Below are 14,483 nucleotides of genomic sequence, written 5' to 3' on the forward strand. Positions count from 1 at the left end.
CGCTCCATCCCTTCACCGAGAGGAAATCCGTGCGCCAGACCCTGCTACGCCGTGCCGCCGTGACCACCGCGGCCCTCGGCCTCGCCCTCACCACCGCCCCGGCCGCCCAGGCCCACTCCCCCGCCGCGTTCACGAACGCGCCGGTGCGGGTGACCGTCACCGTCCAGGGCCCGGACGGGCTGCTCTTCAAGAAGAAGATCTTCACGTGGGGCCACGACGTCACCACGGCGACCGGCGGCACCCACAAGTGCGACGGCACCAACGGCGGCGCCCACGCCACGAAGGTCCCGACGCCGACGGCCGCCCTGGACCACGCGGCGAAGCGCAACTCCTTCTCGTGGGACGGCACCTGGTACGCGTCCTTCGACGACTACGCGGTGGAGACCGTCAAGGGCGTGAGCGGCGGCGGCTCCGCGTACTGGAACATCTCGGTCAACGGGGTGTCGACGCCGGTCGGCGGCTGCCAGTTCGAGATCGAGAACGGGGACCAGGTGACGTTCACCTGGACGTCCTTCTGACGTTCGCCCTCCCCCGGGGGCCGGCACCGGTGCCGGCCTCCGGGGTCGTCCGTCAGCCGTCCGTGACCAGCGGATAGGGCACGTGGGCGCGCCGGCCGGGGTGGCGGCGCGCGGGTCGTCGAGCGCCACGCCCTCCGCGTAGACGAGCCGGTGGGCGTGGCGGAGTTCGCAGCCGAGGGCGACGGCGAACTCGGCCCGTGCGGCACGGTGTCCGTGGCCGCCCCTGTGGACGGTGCGGGCGACCCGGAAGAACCGCTTGCCGTCGGGCATCTCGGCGACCTGAGTGAGGATGCGGCCGGGCGAGGAGAACGCCTCGTACACCGTCCACAGCGGGCAGGTGCCGCCGAGCCGGGAGAAGTGGAAGTCGGTGGCGGACTGGCGTTTGGAGATGTCGCCGGCGCGGTCCACGCGCAGGAACGAGAAGGGCACGCCCCGGTGGCCGGGCCGCTGGAGCAGCTCCACGTCGTAGCGGACGCCTTCGGCGGCGTCGCGGAAGGCCGTGTACGGCAGGAGCAGCGCGCCCGCGAAGTAGGTGGCGAGTCCGATGCGGGCGAGGCCGGTGGCCCGTGCGGAGGAGAACGCGGCCGGGCGGATCGCCTCGTCGATCGGGTCGCCCCGTTCGAGCAGGGCGAGCTGGGTGGCGAGCCGGAAGGCGCGCTGTCCGTCGCTGAGCCAGGGCGACAGGAACAGCAGGCCCCGGGCGGCGTCGTGGTGGTGGCCGCCGACCACCGCCGCCGGCGCGGGCCGACTCCGGTCCGACACGCGCCATCGGCGGGATGAGGGGGTGGACTTACTAGGACGTCCAACTATATGTTCGTGGCACAAGGTCCGCGGTGCAGGGAAGCCGGTGTGAATCCGGCACGGTCCCGCCACTGTGACCGGGGAGCGTGCCGCCGTCCACACGTCACTGACGAGGTCTGTCGGGAAGACGGGCGGCACGCGGAGATCCGGGAGTCAGGATACCGGCCGCGGAACGTTCCGTGTTGTCCACGAGGATGGAGCAGACACGCATGGCACCGGTCCGTACCCACGACCCTGGTGATCCGGCGGAGCGAGCGGCGACCCCCGCTCTCACCTAGCTCTTCGGCGGCCCCGCGCCGCCCCGTCCCACGGCGTTCCCCCTCGGCGCACCCACCCGGTGCGACCGGCGGTCCGCCGTGCCATCCCCGGATCCGACCTGACGAGAGCAGGCCCCCATGGTCCGTGAACTCACCCATTTCATCGGCGGCAAGCACACCGCCGGCACGTCGGGCCTCTTCGGCGACGTGTACGACCCCAACACCGGCACCGTCCGGGCCCGCGTCCCGCTCGCGGGCCGTGCCGACACCGAGCACGCGATCGCGGACGCGGTCGCCGCCCAGCGCGAGTGGGGCGCGTGGAACCCGCAGCGGCGGGCCCGCGTGCTGCTGCGGTTCCTCCAGCTCGTCGAGGACGAACGCGACGCGCTGGCGCGGCTGTTGTCGGCCGAGCACGGCAAGACCGTCGCAGACGCGCACGGCGACCTGCAACGCGGCCTGGAGGTCGTGGAGTTCGCCGCGGGCATCCCCCACCTGCTCAAGGGGGAGTTCACCGACAACGCCGGAACGGGCATCGACGTGCACTCCCTGCGCAGCCCGCTCGGCGTCGTCGCCGGCATCACCCCGTTCAACTTCCCCGCGATGATTCCGCTGTGGCAGGCCGCGCCCGCCCTGGCCTGCGGGAACGCCTTCGTCCTCAAGCCGTCCGAACGCGATCCCTCCGTGCCGCTGCGGCTCGCGGAGCTGTTCCTGGAGGCGGGGCTCCCGGCCGGTGTCCTCAACGTCGTCAACGGCGGCGAGGAGGCCGTCACCACCCTCCTCGAAGACCCCAGGGTGCAGGCCCTCGGCTTCGTCGGGTCCACCCCGATCGCCGCGCACATCTACGCGACGGCCGCCGCCCACGGCAAGCGCGCCCAGTGCTTCGGCGGCGCCAAGAACCACATGATCGTGATGCCCGACGCCGACCTCGACCAGGCCGTCGACGCCCTGGTGGGGGCCGGTTACGGCTCGGCGGGCGAGCGCTGCATGGCGATCTCCGTCGCCGTGCCGGTCGGCGAGGAGACCGCCGACCGGCTGGTGGCCGCGCTCAAGGAGCGCGTCGCCGCCCTCCGGATCGGCCGCTCCGACGACCCGGAGGCCGACTTCGGGCCGCTGGTGAGCCGGGACGCCCTGGAGCGGGTCACCCGCTACGTCGACATCGGCGTGGAGGAGGGGGCCGAACTCGTCGTCGACGGACGCGGCTTCACCCTCCCCGGCCACGAGGACGGCTTCTTCGCGGGGGCCACGCTCTTCGACCGGGTCACCCCGGAGATGCGCATCCACCGCGAGGAGATCTTCGGCCCGGTGCTGTGCGTTGTGCGCGCCGCCGACTTCGAGGAGGCGCTGCGGCTGCCCAGCGAGCACGCTTACGGGAACGGCGTCGCCGTCTTCACCCGGGACGGCGACACCGCCCGCGAGTTCGCGCGCCGGGTCGACACCGGCATGGTCGGCGTCAACGTGCCGATCCCGGTCCCGGTGGCGTACCACACCTTCGGCGGCTGGAAGGCGTCCGGGTTCGGCTACCTGAACCAGCACGGGCCGGACTCGATCCGCTTCTACACCCGCACCAAGACCGTCACCTCGCGCTGGCCCTCCGGGGTCAAGGAGGGCGCGAGCTTCACCATGCCGACGATGGGGTGAGCGGAGTGTCCACCACCATGCTCACGAAGGACCAGCTCGCCCTGGCGGAGGTCACCCTCGACTTCGCGCAGGAGCAGCTGAGCCCGCACGCCGTCGCCTGGGACCGGGACAAGCACTTCCCGGTCGACGTCCTGCGCAGGGCCGCCGAGCTCGGCCTCGGGGGCGTCTACGTCCGCGAGGAGCACGGCGGTTCCGGTCTCGGCCGGGTCGACGGCGTCCTCGTCTTCGAGTCCCTGGCCACCGGCTGCCCCTCCATCGCCGGATACCTCTCCATCCACAACATGGTCGCCTGGATGATCGACCGGTACGGCGACGACGCCCAGCGCGGGCGGTGGCTCCCGGACCTGTGCTCGGCCCGCAGGCTCGGCAGCTACTGCCTGACCGAGCCGGGCGCCGGGTCCGACGCCGCCGCGCTGCGGACCCGGGCCGAGCGCGTCGGCGACGACTACGTCCTGACGGGCGTGAAGCAGTTCGTCTCCGGGGCGGGCGCCTCCGACGTGTACGTCGTCATGGCCCGTACGGGCGCCGAAGGGCCCGGCGGGATCACCGCCTTCGTCGTCGAGCGCGACGACCCGGGGGTCTCCTTCGGCGCCAACGAGCGGAAGATGGGCTGGAACGCGCAGCCCACCCGGCAGGTCGTCCTCGACGGGGTGCGGATCCCCGCCGGCCGGCGCCTCGGCGCCGAGGGCGAGGGCTTCCGCATCGCCATGCACGGCCTCAACGGCGGCCGGCTCGGCATCGCCGCCTGCTCGCTGGGCGGCGCGCAGAGCGCCCTGGACCGCAGCCTGTCGCACCTCGCGGACCGGGAGGCCTTCGGGGCCCGGCTGCTCGACGCGCAGGCGCTGCAGTTCCGCCTCGCGGACATGGCCACCGAACTGGCCGCCGCCCGCGCTCTGGTGCGGCAGGCGGCGGACGCCCTGGACCGGGGCGACCCGCAGGCCCCTCGGCTGTGCGCGATGGCCAAGCGGTTCGCCACGGACACCGGGTACGCGGTCGCCGACCGGGCGCTCCAGCTGCACGGCGGCTACGGCTATCTGAACGAGTACGGCATCGAGAAGATCGTCCGCGATCTGCGGGTGCACCGGATCCTGGAAGGAACGAACGAGATCATGCAGGTCATCGTCGCCCGGGGGCTCACGGAGGCGCTGCGGTGAGCGCCGGAGAGCACGATTCCGGGGACGTCCTCGTCCGGGTCGAGGGGCGGGCCGGGTACCTCACCCTGAACCGTCCGAAGGCGCTCAACGCGCTCACCCACGCGATGGTCCTCCGTCTCGACGGGGCCCTGGCCGCGTGGGAGCGCGATCCGGCCGTGGAGACGGTCGTGATCCGGGGGGCGGGCGAGCGCGGTCTGTGCGCGGGCGGCGACATCCGCGCCATCCACGAGGACGCCCGTACGGGCGGGACGGCGTCGGCGGACTTCTGGCGGGACGAGTACCGGCTCAACGCCCGGATCGCCCGCTACCCCAAGCCGTACGTGGCCCTCATGGACGGCATCGTCATGGGCGGTGGCGTCGGCGTCTCCGCCCACGGCACGGTCCGCGTCGTCACCGAGCGCTCCAGGGTGGCCATGCCGGAGACCGGCATCGGCTTCGTGCCCGACGTCGGCGGCACGTACCTCCTCGGGCTCGCGCCGGGGGAGCTGGGCGTCCACCTCGCCCTGACCGGTGCCGTCGTCGGCGCGGCCGACGCCCTGCTGTGCGGGCTCGCGGACCACTTCGTCCCCTCGGAGCGGCTGCCGGAGCTGGCCGACGACCTCGCGCGGACCTCCGTCCACGGCGCCCTCGCCCGGCACGTCCAGACGCCCCCGCCGGGCGAACTGGCCGCCGCCCGGGAGTGGATCGACCGCTGCTACGCGGCGGACACCGTGGAGGACGTCCTCGCCCGGCTGACCGACAGCGGCGTCCCCGCGGCCAAGCAGGCCGCCGACCTGCTCCTGGCCAAGTCCCCGACCGCGCTCAAGGTGACCCTGGCCTCGGTGCGCCGGGCCCGGCGGCTCGGCCCGCTGGAGCGGGTCCTGGAGCAGGAGTACCGCGTCTCCTGCGCCGCCCTGTCCTCCCCCGACCTGGTGGAGGGCATCCGGGCCCAGGTGATCGACAAGGACCGCGCCCCCCGCTGGTCCCCCGCGACGCTCGCCGGGGTGGGCGCGGCGGACGTGGACCGTTTCTTCGCCCCGCTCGGCGACCGCGAACTGCGGCTCGCCGGGCCCGGATCCCTCCAGGAGGTACCGTGGTGACCCGTACCGTCGCCTTCGTCGGACTCGGCCACATGGGCGGTCCGATGGCCGCCAACCTCGTCAAGGCCGGACACCGCGTCCTCGGGTACGACGTGGTGCCGGAGGCCCTGGCCGCCGCTGCCGCCTCCGGGGTGGAGCCCGCCGGATCCGCGCCGGAGGCCGCGGCCGAGGCGGACGTGGTGATCACCATGCTGCCGGCCGGCCGGCACGTCCTGGAGCTCTACGGCGAGCGGGGCCTGCTCGCCTCGGCGCGGCCCGGCACGCTGTTCGTCGACTGCTCCACCATCGACGTGGCCGACGCCCGCGCCGCGCACGCGGCGGCGCGCGCCGCCGGGCACCGGGCGCTCGACGCCCCCGTATCCGGCGGGGTGGTGGGGGCGGAGGCCGGGACGCTCACCTTCATGGCGGGCGGCGGCGCGGAGGAGTTCGCGGAGGCCGAGCCGTTCCTGTCGGCCATGGGCGGGAAGGTCGTGCACTGCGGGTCGGCCGGGGCCGGGCAGGCGGCGAAGATCTGCAACAACATGATCCTCGGGATCTCGATGATCGGCGTCAGCGAGGCGTTCGTCCTCGCCGAGAGCCTGGGCCTGGACCACCGGGCGCTGTACGACGTGGCGTCCACGGCCTCCGGGCAGTGCTGGGCGCTCACCGTCAACTGCCCGGTGCCGGGACCGGTGCCGGGCAGCCCGGCCAACCGCGACTACCGGCCGGGCTTCGCCGCGCCCCTGATGGCCAAGGACCTGAACCTCGCCGCCAACGCCCTGCGGGCCGGCGGCGTGGACGCGCAACTCGGCCTGAAGGCGGCCGAGTTGTACGCGGCCTTCGCGGAGGGGGACGGCGCCGGGCTCGACTTCTCGGCGATCGTACGGACGATCCGGGGGTCCGGGGCGGCCACGGCGTCCGCAGCATCTGCGGCACCTGCGGCATCCACGAAGGAAACGACTACGGACGGAACGGCCCCATGACCTACGAGACCATCCTGGTCGAGCGCAAGGACCGCGTCGCGCTCGTCACGCTCAACCGGCCCGAGGCGCTCAACGCCCTCAACCTCCGGGTGATGGAGGAGGTCGTGGCGGCCTTCGAGGAGCTGGACCGGGACCCCGGCGTGGGCTGCGTCGTCCTGACCGGGTCGGAGAGGGCGTTCGCCGCGGGCGCCGACATCAAGGAGATGCGCCCGCGGAGCTACATGGACATGTACCTCTCCGACTGGTTCACGGCCTGGGACCGGCTCGGACAGGTCCGTACGCCCACGGTCGCGGCGGTCGCCGGGTACGCGCTGGGCGGCGGCTGCGAGCTGGCGATGCTCTGCGACGTCCTGCTGGCCGCCGACACGGCGGTCTTCGGACAGCCGGAGATCAAGCTCGGCGTGATCCCCGGCATCGGCGGCTCCCAGCGGCTGACCCGGGCCGTCGGCAAGGCGAAGGCCATGGAGCTGTGTCTGACCGGCCGGACCATGGACGCCGCCGAGGCCGAGCGGGCCGGGCTGGTGTCCCGGATCGTGCCGGCGGACGAACTCCTCGCCGAGGCGTGGGAGGTCGCCGGCACAGTGGCGGCGATGTCCAAGCCGGTCGCGATGATGGCGAAGGAGTCCGTGAACCGCGCCTTCGAGACCACGCTCGCCGAGGGCGTGCGCTTCGAACGGCGCCTGTTCCACGCGGTGTTCGCCACGGAGGACCAGAAGGAGGGCATGTCCGCGTTCGTGGAGAAGCGGCCTCCGGGGTTCGTCCACGGCTGACGCGTGACCGGCCGGGCGGGGGCCTCCCCCGCCCGGCCGGTCGTCCTTCCGCTCCTAGACCGCGTCAGTCGCGGGCGCCGCGCCGCGGCGGGGCCCGCGCCACGACGGGAGGTGGTGGAAGAACAGGTTGAGGACGACCGCGGTGAGCGTCCCCAGCATGATGCCGCTCTCGAACAAGACTTGGAGCTGCCGGGTCGGCATGTGCTCGGCGAACTGCGGATACGCGGTGGGCAGGAAGCCGACGCCGAGGCTCGCGGCCACCAGGACCGTGTTCCGCGCGCCCGACAGGTCGGCCTTGACGAGGATCTGCATCCCCACGACGGCGATCGTCGAGAACAGGACGACGGTGGCACCGCCCAGGACGGCCGGCGGCATCGCCGCGACCACCGCGCCCACCTTGGGGACCGTGCCGAGGACCAGCATGATCACCCCGCCGGTCGCGACGACCCGGCGGGACGTCACCCCGGTCAGCCGCAGCAGCCCCACGTTCTGGCTGTAGACCGTGGTGGGGAAGGAGTTGAGCAGCCCGGACGCCACCGTGGCCAGGCCGTCGGCGCGCAGCGCGCGGACGACGGACCGCTCGTCCACCTCGCGTCCGGCGATCTCCCCGACGGCGAAGAACTGGCCGATCGACTCCACCGCGATGATCACCATGACGAGGACGATCGCGAGGACCGCCATCACGTCGAAGCGGGGCGCGCCGTAGTGCAGCGGGGCCTGTATCCCGAACCAGGCGGCGTCGCCGACGCGGGAGAAGTCGGCCCGTCCGGCGAGTGCCGCGACCACCGTGCCCGCCGCCAGGCCGAGCAGGACGGCGACCGAGGCGACGAAGCCCTTCGCGAACCGGTACAGCACGACCACGACCACCAGGGTGACGGCGGCCAGACCGAGCTGGACGGGAGCCCCGAAGCCGGCCGCGTCCGGGTTCCCGCCGCCCACCTGCCGGGCGGCCACCGCCATCAGGGTCACCCCGACGACGGTGACGATCGTGCCGGTGACCAGGGGCGGGAAGAAGCGCACCAGCCGGCCGAAGACCGGGGCCACCAGGAAGAGCACGAGCCCGGCCGCGATCACCGCCCCGAACACCGTCGGCAGCCCGGCGCGCGCACCGCCCGCCGCCACGCCGACGGACACCAGGGACGGCACGGCCGCCGTCGACATGCCCTGCACCACCGGCAGCCGGATGCCGACGCCGGGCAGGCCCACGGTCTGCAGCAGGGTCGCCACGCCGCAGGCGACCAGCGCGGTGTTCACCAGCGAGGCCGTGTCGGCCTCGGACAGCCCCATGCCCTGCGCCACCAGGAGCGGCATGACCACGGCACCCGCGTAGAAGGCCAGCACGTGCTGCAGACCGAGCGCCACCAGCCGCCACCAGGCGGGCGGGGCGTAGGCGGGGGCCGGGCCCGCGGTGTCCGCGCCGCGCACGGCGGGCTGAGAAGCGGCGCCTCCCGGCCGCTGGACCACGTCCGCCGGGGCGGTCCTGCCGGGTGCTCGTGTCACATCCGCCGTGGCGGTCTCGCCCAGTGACCGCGTCCCGTCCGTCGTTGCAGTTCCATCCGGTGACCGCGTCACATCCGTCGTGGTGTTCCCGGCCGGTGGCCCCGTCACTCCCGCCGCAGCGGTGCCGCCCAGTGACCGCGCCGCATCCGCCGTGGCGCTCCCGCCCGGCGCTCGTGTCGCATCCGTCATGAGGTCCTCCCCAGTCGTCGCTCCCGGTGCCGCCACGGCACGGTCAGTGGGCCGAAGCCGGCCCGTTCCACCAGGTGGGCCGCCCGTTCGCGGGCCCGCGCGCCCAGTGCCTCCTCGTCGATGCCGGGGCAGTGGCCGTCCTCGTAGACGACCCTCCCGCCGACCAGCGTCATCACCACGTCGCCCGCCCGGGCCGCGTACACCAGGGTCGACACGGCCCGGTGCACGGGCTGGACCGCCGTCCCCGAGAGGTCCACGACCACCAGGTCCGCGAGGGCCCCGGGGCGGACGGCACCGGCGTCCCGGACGCCCGCGTACCGGGCCCCGTCGCGGGTGGCCGCCTCCAGGACGTCCTCGCAGCGCACCCCGGCCGGGTCGAGCGAGGCCAGGCGCTGCGCGAACAGCGTCTGCTTCATGACCTCGAACATGTCCTGCCGGCCGCCGGCGCTCGGCCCATCCGTGCCCAGGGCCACGACCGCGCCCGCCTCGCGCAGCGGCAGCCAGGGCATCGTGCCGGAGGCCAGGTAGGCGTTGGAGCAGGGGTTGTGGGCGACGCCGGCACCCGCCGCGCCGACCGCGGCCGTCTCCTCCTCGTCCAGCCAGACGGCATGGGCGAGCGTCGCCCGCGCGTCGAGCAGGCCCTCGCGCGCCAGCCAGGTCACCGGGCGGACGCCGTGGGCCTCCAGGTAGCCCAGCGGGTCCCCGGCGCCCTCGCTGCAGTGGGTGTGCCAGCGGACCCCGTGCTCCCGGGCCAGGGCGACCGCGCCGCGCACCAGGTCCCGGTCGCCGTAGGAGAGGTTGAGCGGGCCCGGCCAGACCCGGACGCGCGCGTCGGGGCCGCGGGCCGCCATGCACTGCCGGGTCAGTTCCAGGTCCTCGGCGGTGCCGTGGCGGTACAGCGCGTCGGGCAGGCCGCGCGCGTCGGCGATCTTCGTACGGTCGCCGGTCATGCCCCGGGCGACCGCGCCGCGCAGCCCGACCTCCTCGATCGCGTCGGCCACGGCGAGGACGGTCTCGGGGTCGGCGGGCGCGTAGTGGTGGTCGACGACGGTGGTGATGCCGGCCCGGGCCGCCTCGACGGCGCCGAGGCGTACGGCGGTGAGGGCGTCCTCCGCGTCGAGGTGGACGGCGTAGGGCCACATGAAGTGGTTGAGCCAGGGCCGGATCGGCTCGCCGTCGCCGATGCCGCGGGCGAAGGACTGGAAGAGGTGGGTGTGGGCGTCGGTGAAGCCGGGCAGGATCGCGCGGCCCCGGCAGTCGACGGTGCGGCGGGGGCGCCAGCGGGCCTCGACCTCGCGGGCCGGGCCGACGTCGACGATCCGGTCGCCGTCGACGGCCACCGAGCCGGAGGTGTATACGGTCCGCTCGTCGTCGACGGTGACGACCTGGGCGCCGGACAGCAGGAGCGCGCAGGGGCGCGGCGGGAGCTGAGAGCCGGCCGGGGAGCCGAGCAGGGGATCGGACAGGGGATCGGGAGACTGTTCGGGCATGGGCGTGCCCCGCTTTCGGTCCGGGGGTGCCGGGACCGCCGCCGCGACCCGCGCGTGACCGCGGGCGCGGCGGCGGTCTCCGGGAGGGGAGACGGAGGAAGGGGAGGTTCAGCCGCCGAAGTTGGCGGCGATGCGCTGCCGCAGGTAGTCCTCGGCGGTGATCGGCGCGTGACGCCCGTCCGGCGAGGTGATCACGGCGTCCCGGTCGGCCTGCGCGAAGTAGGCGATGGAGTAGCGCGGCCCCTGGTCGCCGTCGGGCGCGGGCGGGGCGACGCGGTGGAAGTTGGACAGGAGCCGGTCGCCGCTCCACCGCATCAGCATGTCGCCGATGTTGCAGGTGACCAGGTCGGCGCGGGCGGGCACCGGGGTCCAGGCCCGGATGTCGGCCTCGCCGCCGGGGCAGACCTGCAACCCGTCCTGTCCGTCCCGCTGGAACAGCAGGGTCAGGCAGTCGAAGTCGGTGTGCGCACCGGCCCGCCAGGTGCCGTCGGACCGCCCGCGGGCCGCCTCGGGGACCGCGTAGTAGTGCAGCAGCCGCAGCGTGCTCTGGTGCAGCGGTCCGGCCGGGTCGTGGCGCTCGGCGAAGAAGTCCCGCTCGAATCCGAGGCGTTCGGCGAAGCAGGACAGGACCCGCTGGGCGAGGGCGTGGCAGCGCGCCTCGAAGGACAGGAGCGTGTCGCGGAACCCGGGCAGTTCCTCCTCGCCGGGCCACAGGCCCGCCATGTGCGGGCGGGTGAGCTGGTACGACTCCTTCTCGTCCGGCGTGCCGGTGGAGGGGCGCACCTGGCTGCGGTACTCCCAGCCGGCGTTGAGCCCCTTCTTCAGCGCGTGTCCGCGCTTGGTCTCCTCCGGCAGCGCGAAGTAGGCCTCGGCCGCCGCGAACGCGGCGTCGGTCTCGGCGCGGGTGAGTCCGTGGCCGGAGAGCTGGAAGAAGCCGGTCTCCGTGGCGGCCTGCCACAGCTCCTCGGTGATCCGGGCGCGCCGGTCCTCGAAGTCCGTCAGATCGACGACCTTGATCTCCCGGGCCGCCGTCGCGGTGCCCGTGGCGCGGCCCATGCGCCGCTCCCGGTCGAGTTCCGCCTCGGCGTTCGGGGTGCGCGGGTCGTGGTGCTGGGTGGTCAACGTGGTTCTCCCTGTTCGGGGCGCGTGCCGGGCCGTGCCGGACGCGCGGGGGAACGAAGCGCGGTCACCGCCCCCGGCGCTTCCACCGGTCCGCTCGCGGCGGACCGGGCACGCTCGCGTACGGCCTTGCTGCCGACGCGTCGTGAACTGGCAGCCCCCCGGCCCTCCTCGGGGCCTCCGGGTGCTGCGCGATGCCGAGAAGTCTCCCGGCCCGGTGTTACGGGCCTGCTACGCCCGGTGTCACACGCGTAAATGGTCACGCGCGTCAAGGCTCGCCCGTGGAGAAGGCCGCCCGGCCCCGGCTCGGTCCCGCTTCCGCGCCCGGGGCCGGGCGCGGAAGCCGGGGCCGCTCGTTCAGCCGCCGGCCACGACCCGGGGCAGGTCCGCCAGGATCGCGGCCAGGTCCCCGGCGGGGACGCCGCCGCCCTGGGCGATCTCCGGGGAGCCGCCGCCCCGGCCGCCGAGGAGCCGCTTGACGGTCGCGGAGGCGTCCCGGCCGGTCTCGCGGGCCGGGGCGTTGACGGTCAGGACGAGTCCGCCCGAGGAGGTGGCGACGGCCACCACGCCGGGGCGCTCGTGCGGGAGGCGGTCGCGGACCGCGAGGGCGAGGGCGCGGGCCTCGTCGGCGGGGCCGTCGACGGTCGTGGTGACGACGAGCGCGTCCCCCGCCTCGACGGCCTGCCCGGCGAGTTCGGCGGCGTGGGCGGCCGTGGCCCGGGCCTTGAGGCGGGCGTTCTCGCGGTCGGCGGCCTTGAGCCGGTCGAGGAGGCCGGCGATCTTCTCGGGGAGTTCGGCGCGGGGCGCGTTCAGCTGCTCGGCGATCCGGCCCACGAGGTCCCGCTCGCGGGCGAGGTAGCCGAAGCCCTCGATGCCGACGGCCGCCTCCAGGCGGCGCATTCCGGCGCCGACGGAGGACTCGGCGGTGAGGGCGACCGTGCCGATCTGGGAGGCGTGGTCGACGTGGGTGCCGCCGCACAGCTCGCGCGACCAGGCCCCGCCGATCTCCACGACCCGGACCTTCTCCCCGTACGTCTCGTCGAAGAGGGCGAGGGCGCCCTGCTCCTTGGCCTCCGGCAGCGTCATCCAGCGGACGCCGACCGGGAGGTCCCGCCGCAGCGCCCGGTTGGCGGCCTCCTCGACCTCGCTCCGGACGGCCGGGGAGAGGGCGCCGCGCCAGGGGAAGTCGAGGCGGAGGTGGCCGGGCCGGTTGTAGGAGCCGGACTGGAGGGCGGTGGGGCCGAGGACCTCGCGCAGGGCCGCGTGCAGGACGTGGGTGCCGGAGTGGGCCTGGCGGGCGCCGAGGCGCCATTCGGGGTCGACGGCGGCGTGCACGGTGTCGTCCACGGCCAGTTCTCCGGCCGTGATCCTGACCCGGTGGACGACGAGGCCGGGCAGGGGCCTCTGGACGTCCACGACCTCGGCCTCCGCCGAGGCGCCGGAGAGCAGGCCCGCGTCGCTGTCCTGGCCGCCGGACTCGGCGTAGAAGGGGGTGCGGTCGAGGACGACGGTGACGAGGTCGCCGGTGCGGGCCACCGGGACGGGTCCCCCGGTGCCGAGGAGGGCGAGGACGCGGGACTCGGTGGTGAGGGTGTCCCACGCGCGCCAGTCGGTGGGGCCGTGCGCGTCCAGGACGGTGCGGAGGGCGGCGGTGTCGGCCGTGCCGCCGGACTTGCGGGCGCGGGCGTCGGCGCGGGCCCGCTCGCGCTGCTCGTTCATGAGGGCGGTGAAGCCCTCGCGGTCGACCTCGACGCCCTGTTCGGCGGCCATCTCCAGGGTGAGGTCGATGGGGAAGCCGTAGGTGTCGTGGAGGAGGAAGGCCTGCGCGCCGGGCAGCGAGCGGCCGCCGTCCGCCTTCACCCCGGCGACGGCGGTGTCCAGGACGGTAGTGCCCTGCTTGAGGGTGGCGCGGAAGGCGTCCTCCTCGCCGTACGCCTGGTCGGAGATCCGGGCGTAGGACGCGACGACCTCGGGGTAACCGGGGGCCATGCAGTCGCGGGCGACGGGCAGCAGTTCGGGCAGGGCGGGGTCCTGGAAGCCGAGCTGGCGCATGGAGCGGACCGAGCGGCGCAGGATGCGGCGCAGGACGTAGCCGCGGCCCTCGTTGCCGGGGGCGGTGCCGTCGGCGAGGAGCATGAGGGCGGTGCGGACGTGGTCGGCGACCACGCGGAGCCGTACGTCCGCCCGCTCGTCGTCGCCGTAGCGGACGCCGGCGAGGGCGGCGGCCCGGTCGAGGACGGGGCGGGTCTCGTCGATCTCGTAGAGGTTGTCGACGCCCTGGAGGAGGGTGGCCATCCGCTCCAGGCCCATGCCGGTGTCGATGTTGCGGCGGGGCAGTTCGCCGAGGATCGGGTAGCCGCTCTTGCCGGGGCCCTCGCCGCGCTCGTACTGCATGAAGACGAGGTTCCAGAACTCCATGTACCGGTCCTCGTCGACGGCGGGTCCACCCTCGCGGCCGAGGGCCGGGCCCCGGTCGTAGTACAGCTCGGAGCAGGGGCCGCAGGGGCCGGGGACGCCCATGGACCAGAAGTTGTCCTCGTCGCCGCGCGCCACGATCCGCTCGTCGGGCAGGCCCGCGACCTCGCGCCAGATGCCCCGGGCGTCGGTGTCGGAGTGGTGGACGGTCACCCAGATCCTCTCCGGGTCGAGCCCGTAGCCGCCCTCGGTCCACGGCTTGGTGGAGAGGTCCCAGGCGAAGGCGATGGCCTCCTCCTTGAAGTAGTCCCCGAAGGAGAAGTTGCCGTTCATCTGGAAGAAGGAGCCGTGCCGGGTGGTCTTGCCGACCTCCTCGATGTCCAGGGTCCGCACGCACTTCTGTACGCTCGCGGCCCGCTGCCACAGGGGGGCCGCCTCGCCGGTGAAGTACGGCTTGAAGGGGACCATGCCGGCGTTGACGAACAGCAGGGTGGGGTCGGGGGTGGGCAGCGGCGCGCTGGGTACGACGGTGTGCCCCCGGGCGGCGAAGTAATCGAGGAAGCGCTGGCGGATGTCGGCGGTACGCAAGGT

The 14,483-nt window shown here is 74.3% G+C and carries 10 protein-coding genes, 1 pseudogene and 1 riboswitch; of the genes and pseudogenes, 6 read left to right on the forward strand and 5 right to left on the reverse strand.

Features of this window, described 5'->3' with window-relative positions; genetic code table 11:
* Positions 1–29 precede the first annotated feature (29 nt).
* Entirely contained in the window at positions 30–518 is a 489-nt protein-coding gene (locus ACIQD7_RS07545; RefSeq protein WP_351974339.1) for a DUF4430 domain-containing protein, read from the forward strand.
* Here the strand turns inward: ACIQD7_RS07545 and ACIQD7_RS07550 are convergent.
* Positions 483–1,238 (reverse strand): annotated as a pseudogene (locus ACIQD7_RS07550) (short-chain fatty acyl-CoA regulator family protein); the annotation flags it as partial. The gene ACIQD7_RS07545 and the pseudogene ACIQD7_RS07550 overlap by 36 nt on opposite strands.
* An 80-nt stretch (positions 1,239–1,318) precedes the next feature.
* A riboswitch (cobalamin riboswitch) is annotated at positions 1,319–1,504 on the forward strand.
* A 210-nt stretch (positions 1,505–1,714) separates the two neighbouring features.
* On the opposite strand from ACIQD7_RS07550, the gene ACIQD7_RS07555 reads away from it, so the two are divergent.
* The 5 genes from ACIQD7_RS07555 to ACIQD7_RS07575 are packed head-to-tail and all read left to right on the forward strand — an operon-like array spanning position 1,715 to position 7,179.
* Positions 1,715–3,214 (forward strand): CoA-acylating methylmalonate-semialdehyde dehydrogenase, encoded by a 1,500-nt coding sequence (locus ACIQD7_RS07555; protein ID WP_402440398.1) that lies wholly within the window; start codon positions 1,715–1,717, stop codon positions 3,212–3,214.
* A 17-nt stretch (positions 3,215–3,231) separates the two neighbouring features.
* Positions 3,232–4,368, forward strand: coding sequence for an acyl-CoA dehydrogenase family protein (locus ACIQD7_RS07560; RefSeq protein WP_402441370.1), 1,137 nt, complete (start codon positions 3,232–3,234; stop codon positions 4,366–4,368).
* Positions 4,365–5,447, forward strand: a complete 1,083-nt coding sequence (locus ACIQD7_RS07565) for an enoyl-CoA hydratase/isomerase family protein (protein ID WP_402440400.1) — start codon at positions 4,365–4,367, stop codon at positions 5,445–5,447. Before ACIQD7_RS07560 ends, ACIQD7_RS07565 begins: the two co-directional genes overlap by 4 nt.
* Positions 5,444–6,409, forward strand: a complete 966-nt coding sequence (mmsB, locus tag ACIQD7_RS07570; RefSeq protein WP_402441371.1) for a 3-hydroxyisobutyrate dehydrogenase — start codon at positions 5,444–5,446, stop codon at positions 6,407–6,409. Before ACIQD7_RS07565 ends, mmsB begins: the two co-directional genes overlap by 4 nt.
* On the forward strand, positions 6,406–7,179 hold the full coding sequence (locus ACIQD7_RS07575; RefSeq protein WP_402440402.1) for an enoyl-CoA hydratase: 774 nt from the start codon (positions 6,406–6,408) through the stop codon (positions 7,177–7,179). The genes mmsB and ACIQD7_RS07575 overlap by 4 nt, the downstream gene beginning before the upstream one ends.
* A 54-nt stretch (positions 7,180–7,233) precedes the next feature.
* Here ACIQD7_RS07575 and ACIQD7_RS07580 read toward each other — a convergent pair whose 3' ends face one another.
* The 4 genes from ACIQD7_RS07580 to alaS all read right to left on the reverse strand — a co-directional run bounded on the left by ACIQD7_RS07580 (position 7,234) and on the right by alaS (position 14,480).
* Positions 7,234–8,679, reverse strand: a complete 1,446-nt coding sequence (locus ACIQD7_RS07580; protein WP_402440404.1) for a nucleobase:cation symporter-2 family protein — start codon at positions 8,677–8,679, stop codon at positions 7,234–7,236.
* A 185-nt stretch (positions 8,680–8,864) separates the two neighbouring features.
* Positions 8,865–10,358 (reverse strand): amidohydrolase family protein, encoded by a 1,494-nt coding sequence (locus tag ACIQD7_RS07585; protein WP_402440406.1) that lies wholly within the window; start codon positions 10,356–10,358, stop codon positions 8,865–8,867.
* Between the two features lie 108 nt (positions 10,359–10,466).
* Positions 10,467–11,414 carry an isopenicillin N synthase family dioxygenase gene (locus tag ACIQD7_RS07590; protein ID WP_402441372.1) on the reverse strand — a complete coding sequence of 316 codons (948 nt, stop codon included), beginning with the start codon at positions 11,412–11,414 and terminating at the stop codon, positions 10,467–10,469.
* A gap of 420 nt (positions 11,415–11,834) precedes the next feature.
* A complete protein-coding gene (gene alaS / locus ACIQD7_RS07595; RefSeq protein ID WP_402440408.1) occupies positions 11,835–14,480 on the reverse strand; it encodes an alanine--tRNA ligase in 2,646 nt (881 codons plus the stop codon).
* Positions 14,481–14,483: the final 3 nt, after the last annotated feature.

The sequence above is a fragment of the Streptomyces sp. NPDC093071 genome, from assembly GCF_044754545.1.
GTDB lineage: Bacteria > Actinomycetota > Actinomycetes > Streptomycetales > Streptomycetaceae > Streptomyces.